Source organism: Parabacteroides sp. 20_3, from assembly GCF_964238835.1.
GTDB lineage: Bacteria > Bacteroidota > Bacteroidia > Bacteroidales > Tannerellaceae > Parabacteroides > Parabacteroides distasonis.
Genome location: NZ_CAXSNO010000011.1, coordinates 25,690 through 45,533 on the forward strand (window position 1 = coordinate 25,690; position 19,844 = coordinate 45,533).

Sequence of the window (19,844 nt, forward strand, 5' to 3'; positions counted from 1 at the left end):
TGTTCAGAGCTAGGCTCTGAAATCGGGTGCAATATTACGATTTATTATCGAGATATGCAAATGTTAAAGGGAAAAACTTATTTTTCCGAGCTTTCTTCTCCGGCGAACTCCATCAAGTATGCTTTGATGAAATCGTCGATCTTTCCATCCATCACACCGTTCACGTCGGAAGTCTGGTAGTTCGTACGATGGTCTTTTACGCGACGGTCATCGAATACGTAACTACGGATCTGCGAACCCCACTCGATCTTTTTCTTTCCGGCCTCCACCTTGGCCTGCTCGGCCATACGATGCTGCAACTCCTTATCGTAAAGAATGGAACGCAATTGACGCATAGCGTTCTCACGGTTCTTGGGTTGGTCGCGAGTCTCGGTATTCTCGATCAAGATCTCTTCTTCCTCGCCTGTATACGGGTCCTTGAACTGATAACGCAAGCGAACTCCGGATTCCACCTTGTTCACGTTCTGTCCTCCGGCGCCGCCCGAGCGGAACGTATCCCAAGAGATAGCCGCCGTCTCTACCTTTACCTCGATCGTATCATCCACCAACGGGGTGACGAATACGGAGGCGAAAGAGGTCATTCGTTTACCTTGGGCGTTGTAAGGAGATACACGTACCAAACGATGCACGCCATTCTCGCTCTTTAGATAGCCATAGGCATAATCTCCCTCAATATTGAAGGTCACGGTCTTGATACCGGCCTCATCCCCTTCCTGATAGTTGGCGACAGAGATCTTATAACCGTTATTCTCAGCCCAACGCTGATACATACGCATCAACATGGAAGCCCAATCTTGGCTCTCGGTACCACCGGCACCCGAGTTGATCTTGAGCACGCAGCTCATTTGATCAGCCTCGTCGCGAAGCATATTGCGGAACTCCAAGTCTTCCAGTAAATGAAGGGCCTTCTTATAAGCCGCGTCCACCTCTTCCTCGGTGATAATCTCTTCCTTTACATATTCGTAAGCCAACTCTAGCTCCTCAGCCGCCGCATGTACCTCACCGTAAAGCTCGATCCATTTCTTTAGCTCCTTTACTTTCTTCATCTGGACTTCCGCGCGTTTGGCGTCTTCCCAGAAACCGGGGTCTTGCGTACGTAGCTCCTCCTCTTCTAACTGAATGGTCTTGCTATCGATGTCAAAGATACCCCCTCAGCGCCTTATCGCGCTCCAACACGTCATGTAGTTGGTCTGATGTGATCATATGTTCTTTTCTTTTTTAAATTTACCGCGAAGATAAGAAATAGTTGATAGCCGACAAACTCGTTATTCCTCGTACATCGCCTCTATCTCGGTAGCGTACTTCTGCAATACGACCGGACGTCGCAACTTTAGCGTATCCGTCAGCTCGCATCCCATCATGAAGGGTTCCGGCAACAAGGTAAAGCGCTTGATCTTCTCGTAAGAAGCCAAGTTCTTCTGGTGCTCCTCTACCCTAGCCTCGATGAAACGAATGATATCCTTGTTCTTCACCAACTCCTCCCGGCTCTCGAACGAGATGCCTTTTTCCCCGGCATACTTCTCCAACAATGGATAAGCCGGCACGATCAAGGCGCTCACGAACTTACGTTGATCGCCGATAACAGCGATTTGCTCGATATAATTATCACCGCTCATCACCATCTCGATCGCTTGCGGGGCGATATATTTTCCGTTTGAAGTCTTATACAAATCCTTGATTCGTTCCGTAAAGAATAACGTATTACCCTCCAAACGACCAGCGTCGCCGGTACGGAAGAAACCATCCTCGGTGAAAGCCTTCCTCGTTTCCTCCGGTTTATTATAATACCCGGACATCACGGTCTTGCCTTTCACCAAGATCTCGTTATTCCCCGGATCTATTTTCACTTGAACTCCCGGCATTACCTCACCAATAGAACCAAACTGGAATCCGATCTCCGGGTAGAAACAAACCGTAGCCGTCGTCTCGCTAAGTCCATAACCATAAGCGATCGGGATATTCACGGACTGCAAGAACTCATTAATCGTATCCGATAACGGAGCGCCCGCCACCGGGAAAAACCGTCCACGCTCAATACCCAATACCTTCTTCAATAAGGTAAAAACCGTTTTATTGTAAAATTGGAACTTCAACTTCAGACTACACGGGGCCGGAATACCTTTATTCTTATACTCCAGATTATACCTTCGCCCAGTCTCGATCGCATCCAAGAAAATCTTCTTCATGGCCGGAGAGGCGGAGTTGATCTTCTCATGCACGCCCGCATACACCTTCTCCCAGAAACGAGGCACATTGCACATCAAGGTAGGATGAACCTCCGGCAATGTCTTCTGGATCATTTTCGGGTCTTGGTTGATAGCGATCGTAACCCCTTTATGGAGACAATAATAACACCAAGCCTTCTCGAAGATATGAGTCATTGGCAAGAAACTCATGGATAGATCCTTGTCGGTTACCAGAGGCAGACGTACATCATGTATCCGCATCGCCTCCAGATAGCAAGAATGAGGAAGCATTACGCCTTTCGACTCACCTGTCGTACCGGACGTATATATAATGGTAGCCAGATCCTCCGGAACGGCTTCCGTCATACGTATTTTCACCGTGCTCTCCGCATGCGCGTTATCCCCCAAGCGCAAGAAATCATCAAAATAAATGGACGTCTTATCTTCCGGATTCATCTTGACCGCCGGATCAAAGACAACCAGACGCTCCAGATACTTAGAGTCCTTCTGTACCTTGAAAGCGTTATTATACTGCAATTGCTCACCCACGAACAACGTGCGGATCTTAGCGTCATTGATGATGTACTCGATTTGTCCCGGAGAATTCGTCGCATACATCGGGATGGAAACCACCCGGTTACCATACGCACCGAAGTCCGTATATAAACACTGAGGCATATTCTGGGAATAAACCCCGATATTCTCTTGTACCTTTATCCCGAACTCAGCCATCGCCTTGGCCGTAAGCATAACTTTATCGGAAAACTCCCTCCAAGAAATCTTCAACCATTTCCCCGTAGCGTTATCTCTATGTTTCAACGCTGTACGGTTCCCATATTTCTCTGCCTGACGGTGTATTAACTCGGCGAAATGATAATAAATCATAATTCCTTATTTTGAATTGATACCGCAAAAGTACGCTTTTCTCTTCTAAAAGACACGACATCAGTCCTTTTTTTACACATAATTGCTCTTTTTGTGCAAGTATTCGGTTAAATAATAATAATTCATAGTAGCATGTATTGCATAGTACATATGTAATACATACATTTGTAGCATAAAATTAAAAGAGATGAATGCAGAGAACGTAAAATCACAAATGAGGAAAGGGACGCTGGAATATTGCATCCTCCTGCTTCTCAAAAAGGAACCCGCTTACACCTCTGATATCATTCAGAAGTTACAAGAAGCGAAGTTGATCGTTGTGGAAGGCACTTTATATCCTCTTTTAACCCGACTAAAAAATAGCGAGCTATTAAGTTATCAGTGGATAGAATCTACGCAAGGACCGCCACGCAAGTATTACCAACTGACCGAGAAAGGAGAACTATTCCTCGGCGAGCTGGAGGCTTCATGGCAGGAACTAAATGATACAATAAACCACATCAGAAACAATTAAAACGAAAGAGTGATGAAGAAGACACTTACTGTTAATCTGGGAGGCACAGTTTTCCACATTGACGAAGACGCATACCAATTATTAGACAAATATCTGTCTAACCTGCGCATCCACTTCCGCAAAGAAGAGGGTTCGGATGAGATCATGGATGATTTCGAGATGCGTATCTCGGAACTTCTTAACGAGCGTGTCCGCTTAGGCTACGAGGTCATCACGATCGAGCAGGTAGAGGAAGTGATCAAACGGATGGGTAAGCCGGAAGAGATTTTCGAGGAGGAAGAGAAAAGCACCGACCACGAGGATAATTACCGGACACAACAACAGGAGACTCATACCCAGACGACCAAGAAACGCTTGATGCGTGACCCGGATAACCGTATTCTGGGAGGTGTCGCCGGAGGTTTCGCCGCCTACATGGATTGGGACCCGACTGCCGTACGTATCGTGCTTTTCCTTCTGATGTTCTTCTATGGAATCACGGTTCCGCTTTACTTTTTGTTGTGGATCATCGTACCGATGGCACGTACGGCGACCGAGAAACTCGAGATGCGCGGACAAAGCGTGACGGTGGAGAATATCGGAAAGACCGTGACAGATGGATTCGAGAAAGTCAGCAATAACGTGAACGACTTTATCAGCTCGGATAAGCCGAGGAACTTCTTCCAAAAGCTGGCGGATGTTTTCGTTCTGGTCATCGGGTTCATCCTGAAGTTTTTCATCATATTGGCCGGAATCTTCCTGTTGCCACCGCTAGTACTAGTCGTATTCATTCTGGTAGTCGTAACATTCGCGTTGCTCATGGGTGGGGCCGGACTCATCTATAACCTCTCTCCGTTCGGAGCGGACTTGATAAACGGAGCACCGTTGTCAATGGCAATCATGGGATGCATAGGGACAATCTTATTCATCGGTATCCCCATATTCTCCTTGATATACGCTATTTGCAGCCAATTATTCAAGGTACGCCCCTTACCGACGCAAGCAAGATGGATATTATTAGCCTTATGGCTTATCTCCTTTATATTATGTGGTGTATATATCCATCAATCCGGTATGCTATATGACTGGCATAATTATTGGAACGGTGTACACGATTGGAACAGGAATGCCGTTTGGCTCCCTTAACCTTATCCGAAGGCGTAAAATGAAGATATAGATTTAGTAGTTTATAATGTTTATTGTGTGTTTAAAAAAAGAAGGCCGCTCTGTCACAGAGGGGCCTTTCTTCTAAGGTTAACAAATTTATGAGTAAAAACCACTAATGAATCATATTAATGATTTGCTGTCCCCTTTGCATGATATTGTCACGCATAAAACAGCGGGTACAAATATAACCAATTTTTTATAATTAAAAAATTATATTCAATTATTTGAATTCTTTTCTAATCTTAGCGGCGATCTCGGCCAATTCTTCTTGGCTTACAGCCAATTTCTTCCCGCCGAAATACATATCGGACTCCTTCGTGATAGGAATCAAATGGATATGCGCATGGGGCACTTCCAAGCCCATGACAGCCAACCCTACACGCTTACACTCGATAGCGGTCTCTTGGGCACGAGCTACCCGTTTAGCGAAAGCTACCATCCGTCCCAGCATCGGATCATCGATATCAAAGATATAATCGACCTCCTTCTTGGGAATTACCAAGGTATGCCCCAAGGCTACCGGATTGATATCGAGGAAAGCAAAAAACTCATCGTCTTCCGCAACCTTGTGGCTAGGGATCTCACCCGCCACGATTCTACTGAAAATAGTTGCCATACGTCTTTCTGTTTTTAAATTGAAATATCCATAATCTCAAACGTCATCAAGCCGGAAGGTACACGGATCTCAACGACATCCCCTACCTTCTTTCCCATCAAACCTTGGGCGATCGGCGTGCTTACGGAGATCTTTCCTTCTTTTAGGTTAGCCTCCGAATCCGATACCAACGTGTAGGTCATGACAGCGTTATTCTTCGTATTCTTAATTTTCACCTTGTTCAAAATCTGAACCTCATCTGTTTTCACACGACTCTCATCGATCAGACGGGCGTTTGAGATCAAACCTTTTAACTGCGCAAGCTTAGCCTCCATGATACCTTGAGCCTCTTTGGCGGCATCGTACTCAGCGTTCTCAGATAAGTCACCCTTATCCCTCGCCTCAGCGATCTGGGCTGATATTTCAGGGCGCTTCACGGTCTCCAAATAGTTGATTTCAGCTAAAATCTTATCGTAGCCGTCCTTTGTCATATAACTAACAGCCATATTAAATCCTCCTTATTCTTTATATTAATATTGATTGATTATCGCATAATAAAAAAGAATCCCGACCAAGTCATATGGCCGGAACTCCCCTTTTTTATCATTTCAAGACTCCGCAAAGTTAGGTTATCTTTCTAAGATGAACAAGTTTACGAAAGTGCTTTATAACATATAAATCTGATGATTAAATCATGAACATTTTACAATACGGACTTGATGTCAGCCTCAAGTTTCTTCACGTCGTCCACCCGTTTAACCAAGTTTCCCTTGCGATCCAAGATAAAGATCGCCGGAAGCTGTTTCACGTTATACAACGCCGCGGTCTGAGAGTAAACAGACTGTGGATCACGCACGCAAGTCCAAGGTAAATTAGAAGCGGCGTTCTTCCAGAAGTGGACATCATTATCCAAAGAGATCTGGTAAATCTCCAAGCCCTTATCGTGGTACCTCGTATATAAATCGCCAAATTCCATATTCAAGGCAGGAGACCATTCGGACATATAGGCCGTGAAGTTGATCAACACCACCTTACCTGTAGCGACAGAAGACAATTTCGTGTTTTCCCCATGTACATCCGGCAACTCGATATCCAAGAAACTAACCTCTTTCTTCTCCACCTTATCCAAGTCCATCGGGCGCTGGCTACGAATCACCTTTATCGATTGAAGAGCCAAGTTATACAGATGCTTAGCACGAGGGCTTTCCGGATAATAGTGATCGAAGCTGGTGGCTACGGCACCATAAGCCTTCGAGTCGTTCTTGTCATACAAATCGAAGAACAGCAAGCCGTCGATTTGCTGGAACAAGGCAAAGTAAGCGGCAGCGGACATCGGGGCGGAATAAATATACTTACGAGCCACGTCCTTATAAGCCTCGGCGGCCTCGAGCACCTGACGGGAATATACGGAATCCGCCAACAGACCGGACTCAGACTCTTTCCGTAAACGATGGATCGCTTGGTTCGCGTCTAATTGAGCCAAGGTAATATTCTTGATCGCCTTGCAATTCTCTGAGCCCTCCACGCTATAAGAAGTAGCGAAAGTCCCGGCATCGGCCACGAACGAGATCGTCTCCGTAGAATCTACCGAGAAGTTGATCAATTGGTTATTCAGACGCAAGCGATAAAAATCCGGGAATGCCGGACGAGGCTTCGTAAAGCTGAATTTACCGGCCGCCGTCAGTTTTACGGAGTCCATCAACTCTACCGTCGACACACCTACATTCTCCAGATACATCATCTGGCCATCAGCGCCGGACACTACACCTTCCACCGTAAAATCAGAATTCTTCTTACAAGCCGTGAACAAAAGCAACATAACACACAGCACAGCTAGTAAATTCGTAGATATTTGTTTCATTATTCCAGTTTGTCTATATTACTAATCCGGTGCAAATATACATTATTTTACAATTGTGGCACTATTATTCCGTATTTCTTCAAGGCTTTTTTCAAAAAAAGTATTTCAAGACTGTTATTTCTTTTCATTTTCATGCAATTACAGGTAAACTTTCATTACATTTGCACCAATTTTTGACAGATAGAAAAATAAGAAAAAAGATTATGCTTAATCCAATTAACAAGACGATCGAGTTAGGTGATGGAAGAACCATTACCATCGAAACCGGGAAATTGGCCAAACAGGCGGACGGAGCGGTTACCGTTCGTATGAACAACACCGTGTTGCTCGCCACTGTTTGTGCCGCTAAAGATGCGAACCCGGGTGTTGACTTCATGCCGTTGCAAGTAGAATACAAAGAGAAATACTCCGCTTTTGGACGTTTCCCCGGAGGTTTTACAAAAAGAGAAGGAAAAGCTTCTGATTATGAAATCCTCACATCTCGTTTAGTAGACCGTGCGTTGCGTCCTCTTTTCCCGGACAACTACCACGCTGAGGTATATGTAAATATTATATTGTTCTCCGCGGATGGCGAAGATTTGCCGGACGCATTAGCAGGTTTGGCCGCTTCCGCCGCTTTGGCAGTTTCTGATATTCCTTTTAACGGACCGATCTCTGAGGTTCGCGTAGCTCGTACGGATGGAAAATACATCGTCAACCCAACTTCCGCGGAATTGGAGAAAGCTGATATCGACATCATGGTTGCCGCTACCATAGACAACATCATGATGGTTGAGGGTGAGATGAACGAGGTTCAGGAATCTGAGATGCTTGAGGCTATCAAGGTCGCTCACGAGGCTATCAAGGTACAATGCAAGGCTCAATTGGAATTATCCGAGGCTTGCGGCAAATTGGTAAAACGCGAATATTGCCACGAGGTAAACGATGACGAGTTGCGCAAGGACGTACACGACAAATGTTACGCCAAGGCTTACGCCGTAGCCACATCCGGTAGCGGCAAGCACGAACGCAGCGAGGCATTCGAGAAAATCGTAGAGGAATACAAGGCTCAATTCTCCGAGGAGGAGTTGACGGACGAGAAACTGGAAATGATCGGTCGCTACTATCACGATGTAGAGAAAGAGGCTATGCGCCGTGCCATCCTTGATGAGGGCAAGCGTTTGGACGGTCGTAAGACTACCGAGATCCGTCCGATCTGGATCGAGACAGATTGCCTGCCGGGTCCTCACGGTTCCGCTATCTTTACACGTGGAGAGACTCAGTCTTTATCTACGGTAACTTTAGGTACGAAGTCTGATGAGAAAATGATAGACGACGTATTGAACCATGGATACGAGCGTTTCCTTTTACATTATAACTTCCCCCCGTTCTCCACAGGCGAGGCCAAAGCAACACGTGGTGTAGGCCGTCGTGAGATCGGACACGGTAACTTGGCTCACCGTGCGCTGAAACGTATGATCCCGGACAACTATCCGTATGTAGTACGTGTAATCTCCGATATCTTGGAGTCTAACGGTTCTTCTTCTATGGCTACGGTTTGCGCCGGTACCTTGGCGTTGAGAGACGCAGGTGTTCCGATGAAGAAACCGGTATCCGGTATCGCTATGGGATTGATCTCCGAGAACAAGGGTACGAACTACGCCATCTTGTCTGATATCTTAGGCGACGAGGATCACTTGGGTGATATGGACTTCAAGGTAACGGGTACGAAAGACGGTATCACGGCTACCCAGATGGATATCAAGGTAGACGGTTTGTCTTACGAGATCCTTGAGAATGCTTTGGCTCAAGCGAAAGAGGGTCGTATGCATATCTTGGGCAAGATATTGGAGGCTCAACCGGAAGCTCGCGAGGATTTGAAACCTCATGCACCTCGTATCGAGACGATGATTATCGGTAAAGAATTCATCGGTGCGGTAATCGGCCCGGGCGGTAAGATCATCCAAGGTATCCAAGAGAAGACGGGAGCTACGGTATCTATCGATGAGGTAGACGGCGTAGGAAAGATCGAGATCTCCGGCACGAATAAGGCTACGATCGACGCGGCTGTCAAGGCGATCAAAGGTATCGTGGCTGTTCCTGAGATCGGAGAGGTTTATGAAGGAAAGATTTCCTCTATCATGCCTTATGGTGCGTTCGTTGAGTTCATGCCGGGCAAGGATGGTTTGCTTCACATTTCCGAGATCGACTGGAAACGTCTGGAGACCGTTGAGCAAGCCGGCTTGAAGGAAGGCGATACGGTTTCTGTCAAGTTGGTTGATATCGATCCGAAGACAGGCAAGTTCAAACTTTCCCGCAAGGTATTGCTTCCGAAACCGGAAGGTTACGAGGAACGTCCACCAAGACCAGAAAGAGGTGAGCGTGGACCTCGTCCAGACCGTGGAGACCGTGGTCCTCGTCAAGATCGTGGTGATCGCGGACCTCGCAGGGAGTACAGAGACTAAGATAAGGTCTTATACATTATATATAATCCCGGGTAGATTAAACGCTATCCGGGATTTTTTTATCAAATCATCTACCACACCTACAACTATAGCTATAAGCAATTGGTCATAAGTTATTTATCGAGTGGTGGTAGATAAATAGCATCTACCACTATTGGCTCGTATCTACCACCATTTACTACTTTTCAATCACAAAACACCATCGTCCCCTACTCGCCAACCGCATTATTAGTCCTATCTTTTTCAAGAAGCGGCAGAAGACGGAGACATTGCTTAGCCGGCAAGCTATCTATTTGATCATGCTTCATATATCATCTAAAAAACTGATTAATTGATATTTATAGTTTTTCTTAGTATAAAACAAAAGTTTTCCGCTATGGAAACATTTGTTTCCTCATGAGGAAACCTTAGTTTTGTGCTTACGAAACTTTAGTTTTCCCTAGGAGAAACTGTTTGCTCTTGTATGTTAATCTATTATCATGTATCTCTAATCTGAACGCACAAGTATTTAAATTAGAAAACGGCTTAGCTTTTTCGAAATTACAAACAAAAGGAGTCAAAGGTGCAAATATAGATTTATACCCCCATAAGTTAACGACTTATCAAATATCATTAGATATCGAGTATTTACAAACAAAACATTTCTATTTATCAAGTTCCATTGGTTACCTTGAAAAAGGAGGCAAATATACAGACATTGTAAATCAATCCATGAGTGAGAGACATATCAATCAGTATATAACAATACAAAACAAAGAAATTCTCAACATCCTCATCACTAATTTTTATGTTATTACTAAAATTACCGGATAGCAAACCTAGTACAGACTAAACAAACGACCATAAACCTTATATCCAGGCCATGATCATCGTTTAGCCTGCACAAACAGTAACGTTTAATAAATATAAGCGTAATTCCAAACCAAAGCATTCAAACTGGGATCCCATCGATTCCACTGACGCCCCAGCATATCATATTTAACTTGATATGCAGCCGTTTTCATATAGAATCTATTACCTGTTTGACCATCTACCGCACAACCTCGCAGTCCCCCACCAATTGAGTTCGGATCAAATCCACATTTTGGAGACTCTTTAGTTACTCCCAGGGTTCCGTCCGGAAGGGTCACCATTTTTCTAACAATATAGATATCACAAAAGTAATAACCAGTAGGAATATTTGTAGGTGATTTGTTGATAAGAACTTTTTTATTTTCTTCCACTAAGAATGTGTTATCATATCCTGTCACACTAAAAGTCTCACTCGTAGCCTTAGTCTCAATTAATGGGGATTGTTCTGATTCCATAAATTCACCCATAAGTTCAATAAACTGATTCCACGTAATTGCACCATTAGCTTCCGCACATTTCCTCAAATCTTCTTCACTCATGTTATCATAGTCAAGACCATCTCCTACGATAACCTCTTCTTGGTTAGAACAAGAAGACACAAAAAACAAAAACAAACATGATAAAATTAGAATCTTTTTCATACAAAAAACTATTTATAAATTAAACATTGAATAATCAAAGAAATTAAATATTACAAATCATCCTCACATTCAATTTTAGAAAAGAATAAAAAACTCTTCATAGATGTTGTCTCCTTCTACTCTTATTAAATAAGGTTTAAATAAAAGACCTTGCATGGAAATACAATAGCTCTGAGAAGTAGAAAGAGGTACAGACTCTTCATATACGAGCATCCCACTATCATCAACAATTTGTATAAACACATTGTCTAATGGCTTCATAAAATAGAACATGATTCCATCATTTACAATCTTCACTTCTACCGGATTAGGAGAAATAGAGCGCTCCTCTTCCTCATCACGCTCATTCTTATGCTCTCTTCCAGCCACCGTATGTGTCCATAAGCATACACAACTCAATAAAGTCAAAAATAAAAATCTTTTCATCCCATTCATTTTTTGACTGCAAAAGTATCCGATAAGGTTGGATTCGGGGCTAAAACACTGTTCGCTTTTTGTTCGCTTTTTGTTCGCTTTTTGTTCGCAGAGTTGTATAAGGCTAAAGACCAGCGATTAATTCATCCAGTTCATTCGGGGTTCCATCCTCTCCCTTTATTTTTTTATAAAGCCGTTTACGGGATGAGGATACGGAGGGTTTGGAGCGACCCAAGATTTTTGCCATATCAGTTACCTTGACTGATATCTTTATCAAGTAACAAATCCGGAGTTCTATCAATGACATTCCCGAATATAACTGATATAGACGATTCGTAAAATTATTGTATGTCTTATCTAACTCCTTCCGTAAAGCATTCCAATCTTCTTCCCTGATTATCTGATCTGCCTCATTCGTGGAATGGAATTTCATATAGATATCCGAATGCCTTAAATCCGACTCTAACAAATCACGCTCGGTACGCCGCAACTGTATTTGTTCATTGGTCACTTGCAAAAGTTCTTTTCGCACATGAAGCAATGAATTTGTATCTTCATGGTCTTTAGATAGTAAGGTTCCCAATTCATTCAATTTCACGTTATTCGCTTCTACATATTGAAAACTTCTCTCATATTGTTCTTGCTTTTCCCGCTGAAGCGCCTCAAACTGCCTAGCCAACCGCTCTTTCTGCCGTTTCAGTCTATATATAAACAATAAGGTTATCGAAAGCCCCAATCCGAACAAGGATAATATCCGGTAAATACGAATCTGCATCCGGTCATTCTCGCCCTTTAGCCGTAAATTCTCAGTTTCCCGCTTTTGATAATTATATAAAGAGGTCATTTTACGGATTTCCTCCGAATCGGTTATCTTGCGGATGGAATCTTGCACTTGCTGGCCAAGACGGACATAGCGAATAGCCTCCCGATAATTCAACCGACGCTCATACAAAAACGACAAGTACTCATAAATAGCGTCTCTAACATATAAATCAGGACTATCCAAGCATCTCCTTAAATAGTAGTCGGCAGAGTCCAATCTTCCCACCTCTAAATAAATATGTCCCAATGTAGAATAAGTGGGGTACATATTCCGGCCTACGGAATCTTTTAATGATTCAAACAAACATTCCAATGCCTTATCATACATTCCCAATTCCCGGTAAAGATCACCCTGCTCAGTCAATATACCGGAATATCGATGTCTATTTCCTGTTTCATTCGCTATAATTGCCGCTTTTTGAAAATAGAGAAGCGCACTGTCATTCTTATCGACCATATCATATACCCGGGCAATATCTCTCAGCACAAGAGACAAACTAGTACTATCTCCTTTCAGTAATTTATACTCAGCCGCTTTCTCATACATACGGATCGCCTCTTCATATACATTCTGATAATCATAAAGCATCCCCATCTGCGAATAGACATTGGACAATAATCGGTACTTTCTCGTATCTCCCGCCACATCCAATGCCTTTTGGAAATACTTCAACGCTTCCGGAGCATCGTTCAGATCCCGGTAGACACGTCCCATATAGTAATAAGACTCCAGTAATTTATCCCGATCGCCATATACCTCATAAAAAGCGGTGATTCGCTTGATCAGGGAATCGGAAGTATGCCGGACATACATCTTATCATTGACCTTCAAGTCGAGCAAGTCATAATACATACGCTGTTCCTCATCAAAGGACGAAAGGCTATCCCGCAATCGATCCAACAAAGGGGGGGGCTTCCTCCGGATTTGTATCCGCAAGGGATTCGATCTGCAACAGGGTAGCGGGATAAGGCTTCCCCCGATGATCGCAAGCATAAAAAGCCGAGATCAAGACCGACATCAAGAGGATGTATATACGAGGCATTGGAAATCTGTTTTATCACTTAAACGCAACAAAGGTAAAAAATTAAAGTGTAATAGTTTCATTGATATTTATACAAACTTTTGAAAACCAATACGCAAAGTACGCTACGACCGGATACTTACAGGTTTTGCTTTCTACTCTTAACAGATCTGGGTACTTTTTGCTATCTATCTTAAACAAATCGTATATTTCTCATTCAATCAATCAGCGTATGGATAGCCTATTTATTAAACAAGAACGATTACTGGCACAAACGAGCACCCGTATCATAAGAATAGCGGATCTCCCCGATTCCTTCATCTTGGCTGACAATATGGAGTTCGCCTCTGGCAAGAAACTACCGTTGTGGATCGTGGGATTAACCTATTAAAAAAACACGTACGACTTTTTTTTTAAAAAAAAAGCGGTATCCAGCTTGCCGCCGGATACCGCTTTTCATTTATCTTTACCGATCAAAGAATCAGCAACGAGGCTTGATCTGCTTGAAGAAGTCATTACCCTTGTTATCTACCAAGATAAACGCGGGGAAGTTCTCTACCTCGATCTTCCAGATCGCTTCCATACCCAATTCCGGATATTCCACGCACTCGATGCTCTTGATATTGTTCTGAGCCAAGATAGCCGCAGGGCCACCGATAGATCCTAGGTAGAAACCGCCGTGATTCTTACAAGCGTCCGTAACTTGCTGGCTACGGTTACCCTTCGCCAACATGATCATGCTACCGCCATGGCTCTGGAACAAGTCAACGTATGAGTCCATACGACCCGCCGTCGTCGGGCCCATCGAGCCACAAGCCATACCTGCCGGAGTCTTAGCCGGGCCCGCGTAATAAATAGGATGATCCTTGATGTATTGGGGAAGATCCTCGCCACGATCCAGACGCTCCTTCAACTTAGCGTGAGCGATATCACGGCCCACGATGATCGTTCCGTTCAATGACAAACGAGTAGATACCGGATATTTATCCAATTCCTTCAAGATATCTGCCATCGGTTGGTTCAAGTTGATCTTGACAGCGTCGCCCTCACCCGCTTGACGAAGTTCCTCCGGAATCAATTCGCCGGGATGGCTATCCAACTTCTCGATCCAGATACCTTCCTTATTGATCTTACATTTAATATTACGGTCCGCGGAGCAGCTTACACCCAAACCTACCGGGCAAGAAGCGCCGTGGCGAGGCAAACGGATGATACGGACATCGTGAGCCAAATATTTACCGCCGAATTGAGCGCCCAAGCCAATATTCTGAGCGGCGGCCAATACCTCTTTCTCCAACTCCACGTCGCGGAAAGCACGGCCACCCTCGCTACCGGTCGTAGGCAAGCTATCGTAGAAACGAGTAGAAGCCAACTTCACCGTCAATAAATTCTTCTCAGCGGAAGTACCGCCAATCACGATCGCGATATGATACGGAGGACAAGCGGCCGTACCCAACGTCTTGATCTTCTCTACGAGGAAGGGAACCAATGTACCCGGATTCAAGATCGCTTTTGTCTCTTGGTATAAATAAGTCTTATTGGCGGAACCACCTCCCTTTGTCACGCAAAGGAACTCATACTCCATGCCTTCCGTAGCCTCGATATCGATCTGGGCCGGCAAGTTACATTTCGTATTTACCTCGTCGTACATATTCAGCGGAGCGTTCTGGGAGTAACGAAGGTTCTCTTCCGTGTAGGTCTTGTAAACACCTAAAGAAAGCGCTTCCTCATCGCAGTAACCGGTCCAGACCTGCTGGCCCTTCTCGCCGTGGATAATAGCCGTACCGGTATCTTGGCAGAAAGGAAGTACGCCTTTAGCCGCTACCTCGGCGTTGCGAAGGAATGTCAAGGCCACGTACTTATCGTTGTCCGTAGCTTCCGGATCGCTTAGGATCTTAGCGACCTGCTCGTTGTGAGAACGGCGAAGCATGAATGATACGTCGCGGAAAGCGGCGTTAGCCATAGCGGTCAAACCTTCTTTAGCGACTTTCAAGATCGGTTTTCCTTCAAACTCAGAAACGGAAACATAATCTTTTGTAAGCAAATAATACTCTGTTGTGTCCGGTCCCTTTTGGAACATCGGCTCGTAGTGAAACGGAGGTGTTGCCATATCTTTAGAATTTAATTATATATTGGTTTTATTTAAGTTTGTCCGTACTTTTCGATTGGCAAACTTAGCGAAAAAACTTGATATATAGATCATGGGGTAAAGAAATATAGCTATATTTGCCCGATATGAAAAAGTTGACCTCTTTATACATTGTATTCCTGCTAACGATGCTAGGTTTTCAAGGAAATCTGAAAGCGCAGGTTAGCCACGGAGGCCGCCCGCTTCCGCTATCGCTCATGCGAAGTACAAACGGACAGATGTTTAAAGAAATGCCTCCGTTCGACGTCCAAGAGGAATTGCGTATCAACTCGCTGAATGAGAGCGACCTAAGAAGCGGTTTCCGTTTTGCCTATAAATTCATAACGGATTACAATCGGTACAACTCGGGCGTAACTTTCACCGGGCCGGATGGGACACGTGTATGGAGACTCGGGATCTACTCGCCCGGGGCCCTTTCCATCAACGTGCTCTTCACGGAATATGAACTGCCCGAAGGCGCCCAGCTCTTCCTATATAATGAGGACCAGACACAGATATTAGGCTCGTTCAATCACCTAAACAACTCGGAGTTAAACCTATTGCCGGTCTCTCCTATCCAAGGGGATCGCCTGATCATAGAATATCAAGAACCGGCCAACGCCTCTTTTCAAGGAAGACTGACCGTCGGGGAAGTCAACCATGGCTACCGGAGCTTGCGGGGGTTAGAACCGGGAGACAACACCTCACTGATCGGTAAAATTCCACCGTTAGCTTGCTATCAAGATGGGACAAACGATTACGCCCAATGGGGGCAAAGCGTCGTTCTCCTGATCATAGACGGAAGTGTAGGGTGCACGGGCACACTGATAAATAATACGGACAATGACGGAAAGCCTTATCTACTCACCGCCTCCCATTGCCTAAACAAGCAATTCACGATGAAAAACCCCGATTATGAGAAAATAGCCGGAAGTATCGTCTGCTTTTTCAACTTCAACAGCCCTTTCTGCGACCCGATCCTAAGGGGAACGGAAGAGATGTCTACCGCATCCACTTACTTCAAGGCGGTTAATGAAATGGCAGACATGGCCTTGTTGGAACTTACCGCCACACCTCCGGTTTATTACAGGCCTTATTACGCGGGCTGGAACGCACAAGAGGTAGGACCTGCCCCCTATACGTGCATCCAACATCCCCAATACTCGGTAAAGCGAATCAGTATATCCGATGAGGATCTGGCTCCCTTTACCTTGACAGATCCAAACATGATTTTTTACGAGAACGCTCATTTACATGTCAAGACTTGGGAAGTAGGTTATACGGCCAGCGGTTCCTCCGGATCTCCTTTATTCAATGCCGACGGAGAGATTATCGGAGCGTTATCCGGCGGGCAGTCCAGTGAGAATAGTCCGAAGAATGATTACTTCTTCTCTTTGAAGAAACCCTGGGACGCGATCGATACCCCCGAGAGACAGCTCAAATATTGGCTAAACCCGTCCGATGACGAGACCAAGGTTTGCGAGGGACTTGATCCGTATAAATCAACCCCTTGTTTCCGGTTGAGCAACATCTATGACTCCGGTAATCAAGAAAACGCCGAATGTACGCTCTATCCCGGGTCTGAAAAAGCGTATTTGTTCGGGAACAACCCCGCCAATATCACTGAATACGCGGAAGCTTACCAAGTAGCCAAAGCGGGTACCTTATACGGAGCTTATTTCGTAACACCGCCTGCCGGAGCGAATTACAAACAAATGGAAGTGGAAGTTACCGTTTACAGCGGTGACTCTAAGCCCTCTACATTATTATATACGGAAACATTCCAACCCACCTACAGCAATAAATCGATATTGGACGATACGTTTATTGAGACCGCTAAATCCCTAAATCGGTCACAGGAAAGTTATATCCATTTCTCCAAGCCCGTAAACGTTAGCGGAAAGTTCTACATCGGCTATAAGCTCAAGAGCGTCCCGGAGAACACGTATTTCTCCGCTTACAATTTGCCCAAAGGCAAAACGACCCGGAATACGGCTTGGGTTCATGATAAAAACGGCTGGAGACAAGCTACCGAATATACGCAAGCAGGTTTTAGCACCTCCTTGTTTATCGATCCCGTCATTCAATACGGTAACCCCGTCAGCAACGAAAAGCTCGAGGCGAACGAGCAGGTACTCATTCATCTCGGTCCGGAGAAAGGCATGGTACACCTTGTTTTGCCGGATGGAATAGAGAAAGCGACTTATACATTGCACTCGGCACAAGGAAAAGTGTCGGAAAACGGAGAGATCACGGACAGGCAAGCTACACTCCATTTCCTAAAATTAACATCTGGAGTCTACTTTCTAACCGTGCACTATGGCGAGGAGCATTATACACAAAAGATTATATTTTAATCAAAAAATATACAATAAGACTTCTGGGAAACCATCCATTGAAAAGAATGGCAAGAGGTACACAGCCATATTTTTTCAATAATTCTACCCATATTTTATGTATAAAACAAGCCTAGGATTCATTAATAAGTATTAATTAAAAAGATTTTATCGCTTCTTTGCTATCCATAACAAAAAAATACTTTAGTTTTGCACGATAATGGCTAAGGGATAATTTGGAAGTGAATATATTAACATAGTAACATTTTAAACTTACATCAAGATTATGAACAAAAAGTTTTTATTGCCATTCTTCGTATTGGCAGCCATTTTAACTCTTTCTTCTTGTTCAAACAAGTTGAAACCGTTGGCAGAACAGTACATTAAAGCAGAGCCGCAGCCGCTAGAGGCTATCGGAGGCAAAGTTCCTGTAACGATCAACGCGACTTTCCCCGCTAAATGGTTCAACAAGAAAGCTGTTGTAACTGTAACTCCGGTATTGCGTTACCAGGGTGGCGAAGCTTGGGGCACTTCTTACACTTACCAAGGTGAGAAAGTAAAAGGTAACAACCAAGTAATCCCTCAAAAAGAAGGCGCTAACGTAACTATGAAGTCTTCTTTCACTTACAAACCCGAGATGAAAAAATCAGAATTGTATTTGACTTTCGACGCAAAGATCAAAAACAAGACTGTTAAATTGCCGGACGTAAAGATCGGTGAAGGCGTTATCGCTACTTCCGAATTGGCAGACGCAGCTACCGCTACAGCAGCTATCGCAGCTGATAAATTCCAACGTATTATCAAAGAGGCTCATGACGCTAACATCATGTTCTTGATCCAACAAGCTAACCTTCGCGCTAAAGAATTGAATTCTGACGCTATCAAAGAATGGAAAGATCTTGTTAAGAACGCTGACGAGGCTCCGAACCAGAATGTAGCTATCGAGATCAGCGCTTACGCTTCTCCTGATGGTGGTTTCAAATTGAACAACACGTTGGCTGAGAATCGTGAAGGAAACACTACGAAATATTTGAACAAGGAATTGAAGAAGATGAAGGTTGACGCTCCGGTTGACGCTCGTTACACAGCTCAAGACTGGGAAGGTTTCAAGGAATTAGTTTCTGCTTCTAACTTGCAAGATAAAGACTTAGTATTGCGTGTGATCTCTATGTACCAAGATCCTGAGACAAGAGAGAAAGAAATCAAGAATATCTCCGCTGTTTACTCTGACTTGGCTGAGACTATCCTTCCGCAATTACGTCGTTCTCGTTTGACTGCTAACATCGAGATCATCGGTAAGTCTGACGACGAGATCAGCGCTTTGGCTAAGAGCAATCCTTCTGAGTTGAATATCGAGGAAATCCTTTACGCCGCTACATTGACTAACAACGACGGTGAGAAGATGGCTATCTATACAAAAGCTTCTGAATTGTATCCTAACTGCTACCGTACTTGGAACAACATCGGTATGATGGCATTCAAGGCTGGTGATTTGGCTAAGGCTGAGCAAATGTTCAACAAGTCTAACTCTATTAAGAATAACGCTTCCGCTAACATGAACTTAGGTTTGATCGCGTTAACTAAGGGTGACCAAGCTAAGGCTCAACAATTGTTCGGTAACGCTGCCGGCGTAAACGAATTGAGCGAGGCTCTTGGCGTTCTTTACTTAGAGCAAGGCGAATATGCTAAGGCTGTTAACTCTTTCGGTTCTGTTAAGACTAACAACGCTGCTTTGGCTCAGATCTTGGTTAAGGATTACAGCAAGGCTTCTCAGACTTTGAACGGTGTCGCTAATCCTGACGCTGTAACTTCTTATTTGAAGGCTGTTGTTGCCGCTCGTACGAACGACGCTAACGGTGTTATCAACAACTTGAAGGCTGCTATCGCCGCTGATAAGAACATGGCTAAGGAAGCTGCTATCGACTTAGAGTTCGCTAAATACGCGACTAACTCTGACTTCGCAGCTTTAGTAAAATAATTAGAAAATATTCTTTCTAA

At 44.4% G+C, this 19,844-nt stretch carries 15 protein-coding genes; 6 read left to right on the forward strand and 9 right to left on the reverse strand.

Annotation, left to right across the window (positions count from 1 at the left end; genetic code table 11):
• Window positions 1–77 precede the first annotated feature (77 nt).
• Both prfB and ACESPU_RS19585 read right to left on the reverse strand, forming a co-directional pair.
• Window positions 78–1,203, reverse strand: a protein-coding gene (gene prfB, locus ACESPU_RS19580; RefSeq protein WP_158533060.1) for a peptide chain release factor 2 whose coding sequence is annotated in 2 segments (ribosomal slippage) — window positions 78–1,139 and window positions 1,141–1,203 — 1,125 coding nt in all. Because the reading frame shifts where the segments join, the coding sequence is not laid out codon by codon here.
• 62 nt (window positions 1,204–1,265) lie between these two features.
• Window positions 1,266–3,071: a long-chain fatty acid--CoA ligase gene (locus ACESPU_RS19585; protein WP_005864149.1), complete on the reverse strand. Its 1,806-nt coding sequence runs from the start codon at window positions 3,069–3,071 to the stop codon at window positions 1,266–1,268.
• A 187-nt stretch (window positions 3,072–3,258) separates the two neighbouring features.
• On the opposite strand from ACESPU_RS19585, the gene ACESPU_RS19590 reads away from it, so the two are divergent.
• A complete protein-coding gene (locus ACESPU_RS19590; RefSeq protein WP_005860828.1) occupies window positions 3,259–3,585 on the forward strand; it encodes a PadR family transcriptional regulator in 327 nt (108 codons plus the stop codon).
• A gap of 12 nt (window positions 3,586–3,597) precedes the next feature.
• Window positions 3,598–4,710: a PspC domain-containing protein gene (locus ACESPU_RS19595; protein ID WP_270215156.1), complete on the forward strand. Its 1,113-nt coding sequence runs from the start codon at window positions 3,598–3,600 to the stop codon at window positions 4,708–4,710.
• Window positions 4,711–4,951: 241 nt separating this feature from the next.
• Here ACESPU_RS19595 and ACESPU_RS19600 read toward each other — a convergent pair whose 3' ends face one another.
• The 3 genes from ACESPU_RS19600 to ACESPU_RS19610 all read right to left on the reverse strand — a co-directional run bounded on the left by ACESPU_RS19600 (window position 4,952) and on the right by ACESPU_RS19610 (window position 7,187).
• Window positions 4,952–5,347 carry an HIT family protein gene (locus ACESPU_RS19600; protein WP_005860824.1) on the reverse strand — a complete coding sequence of 132 codons (396 nt, stop codon included), beginning with the start codon at window positions 5,345–5,347 and terminating at the stop codon, window positions 4,952–4,954.
• A gap of 14 nt (window positions 5,348–5,361) precedes the next feature.
• Window positions 5,362–5,832, reverse strand: coding sequence for a transcription elongation factor GreA (gene greA / locus ACESPU_RS19605; protein WP_005860822.1), 471 nt, complete (start codon window positions 5,830–5,832; stop codon window positions 5,362–5,364).
• A gap of 197 nt (window positions 5,833–6,029) precedes the next feature.
• Entirely contained in the window at window positions 6,030–7,187 is a 1,158-nt protein-coding gene (locus ACESPU_RS19610; RefSeq protein ID WP_005864144.1) for a TlpA disulfide reductase family protein, read from the reverse strand.
• Between the two features lie 203 nt (window positions 7,188–7,390).
• Here ACESPU_RS19610 and pnp point away from each other — a divergent pair, with 203 nt between their 5' ends.
• A complete protein-coding gene (gene pnp, locus ACESPU_RS19615) occupies window positions 7,391–9,631 on the forward strand; it encodes a polyribonucleotide nucleotidyltransferase (RefSeq protein WP_005864142.1) in 2,241 nt (746 codons plus the stop codon).
• A gap of 896 nt (window positions 9,632–10,527) precedes the next feature.
• Here pnp and ACESPU_RS19620 read toward each other — a convergent pair.
• From ACESPU_RS19620 to ACESPU_RS19630, 3 genes are all read right to left on the reverse strand, one after another.
• The gene (locus ACESPU_RS19620) at window positions 10,528–11,124 is read right to left on the reverse strand and encodes a hypothetical protein (RefSeq protein ID WP_005864140.1); all 597 of its coding nucleotides are present in this window, start codon (window positions 11,122–11,124) and stop codon (window positions 10,528–10,530) included.
• 75 nt (window positions 11,125–11,199) lie between these two features.
• Entirely contained in the window at window positions 11,200–11,550 is a 351-nt protein-coding gene (locus ACESPU_RS19625) for a DUF3244 domain-containing protein (RefSeq protein WP_005864139.1), read from the reverse strand.
• A 112-nt stretch (window positions 11,551–11,662) separates the two neighbouring features.
• Window positions 11,663–13,354: a tetratricopeptide repeat protein gene (locus ACESPU_RS19630; protein WP_373133606.1), complete on the reverse strand. Its 1,692-nt coding sequence runs from the start codon at window positions 13,352–13,354 to the stop codon at window positions 11,663–11,665.
• A 260-nt stretch (window positions 13,355–13,614) separates the two neighbouring features.
• Between ACESPU_RS19630 and ACESPU_RS19635 the strand changes: the two genes are divergently transcribed.
• Window positions 13,615–13,773 carry a hypothetical protein gene (locus ACESPU_RS19635; protein WP_008778786.1) on the forward strand — a complete coding sequence of 53 codons (159 nt, stop codon included), beginning with the start codon at window positions 13,615–13,617 and terminating at the stop codon, window positions 13,771–13,773.
• Window positions 13,774–13,863: 90 nt separating this feature from the next.
• Here ACESPU_RS19635 and ACESPU_RS19640 read toward each other — a convergent pair whose 3' ends face one another.
• Window positions 13,864–15,492 carry a fumarate hydratase gene (locus ACESPU_RS19640; RefSeq protein WP_005860810.1) on the reverse strand — a complete coding sequence of 543 codons (1,629 nt, stop codon included), beginning with the start codon at window positions 15,490–15,492 and terminating at the stop codon, window positions 13,864–13,866.
• Between the two features lie 125 nt (window positions 15,493–15,617).
• Between ACESPU_RS19640 and ACESPU_RS19645 the strand changes: the two genes are divergently transcribed.
• Both ACESPU_RS19645 and ACESPU_RS19650 read left to right on the forward strand, forming a co-directional pair.
• Window positions 15,618–17,867 (forward strand): trypsin-like peptidase domain-containing protein, encoded by a 2,250-nt coding sequence (locus ACESPU_RS19645; RefSeq protein WP_158532917.1) that lies wholly within the window; start codon window positions 15,618–15,620, stop codon window positions 17,865–17,867.
• A 265-nt stretch (window positions 17,868–18,132) separates the two neighbouring features.
• Entirely contained in the window at window positions 18,133–19,824 is a 1,692-nt protein-coding gene (locus ACESPU_RS19650) for a hypothetical protein (protein ID WP_005864135.1), read from the forward strand.
• The last annotated feature ends 20 nt before the right edge of the window (window positions 19,825–19,844 follow it).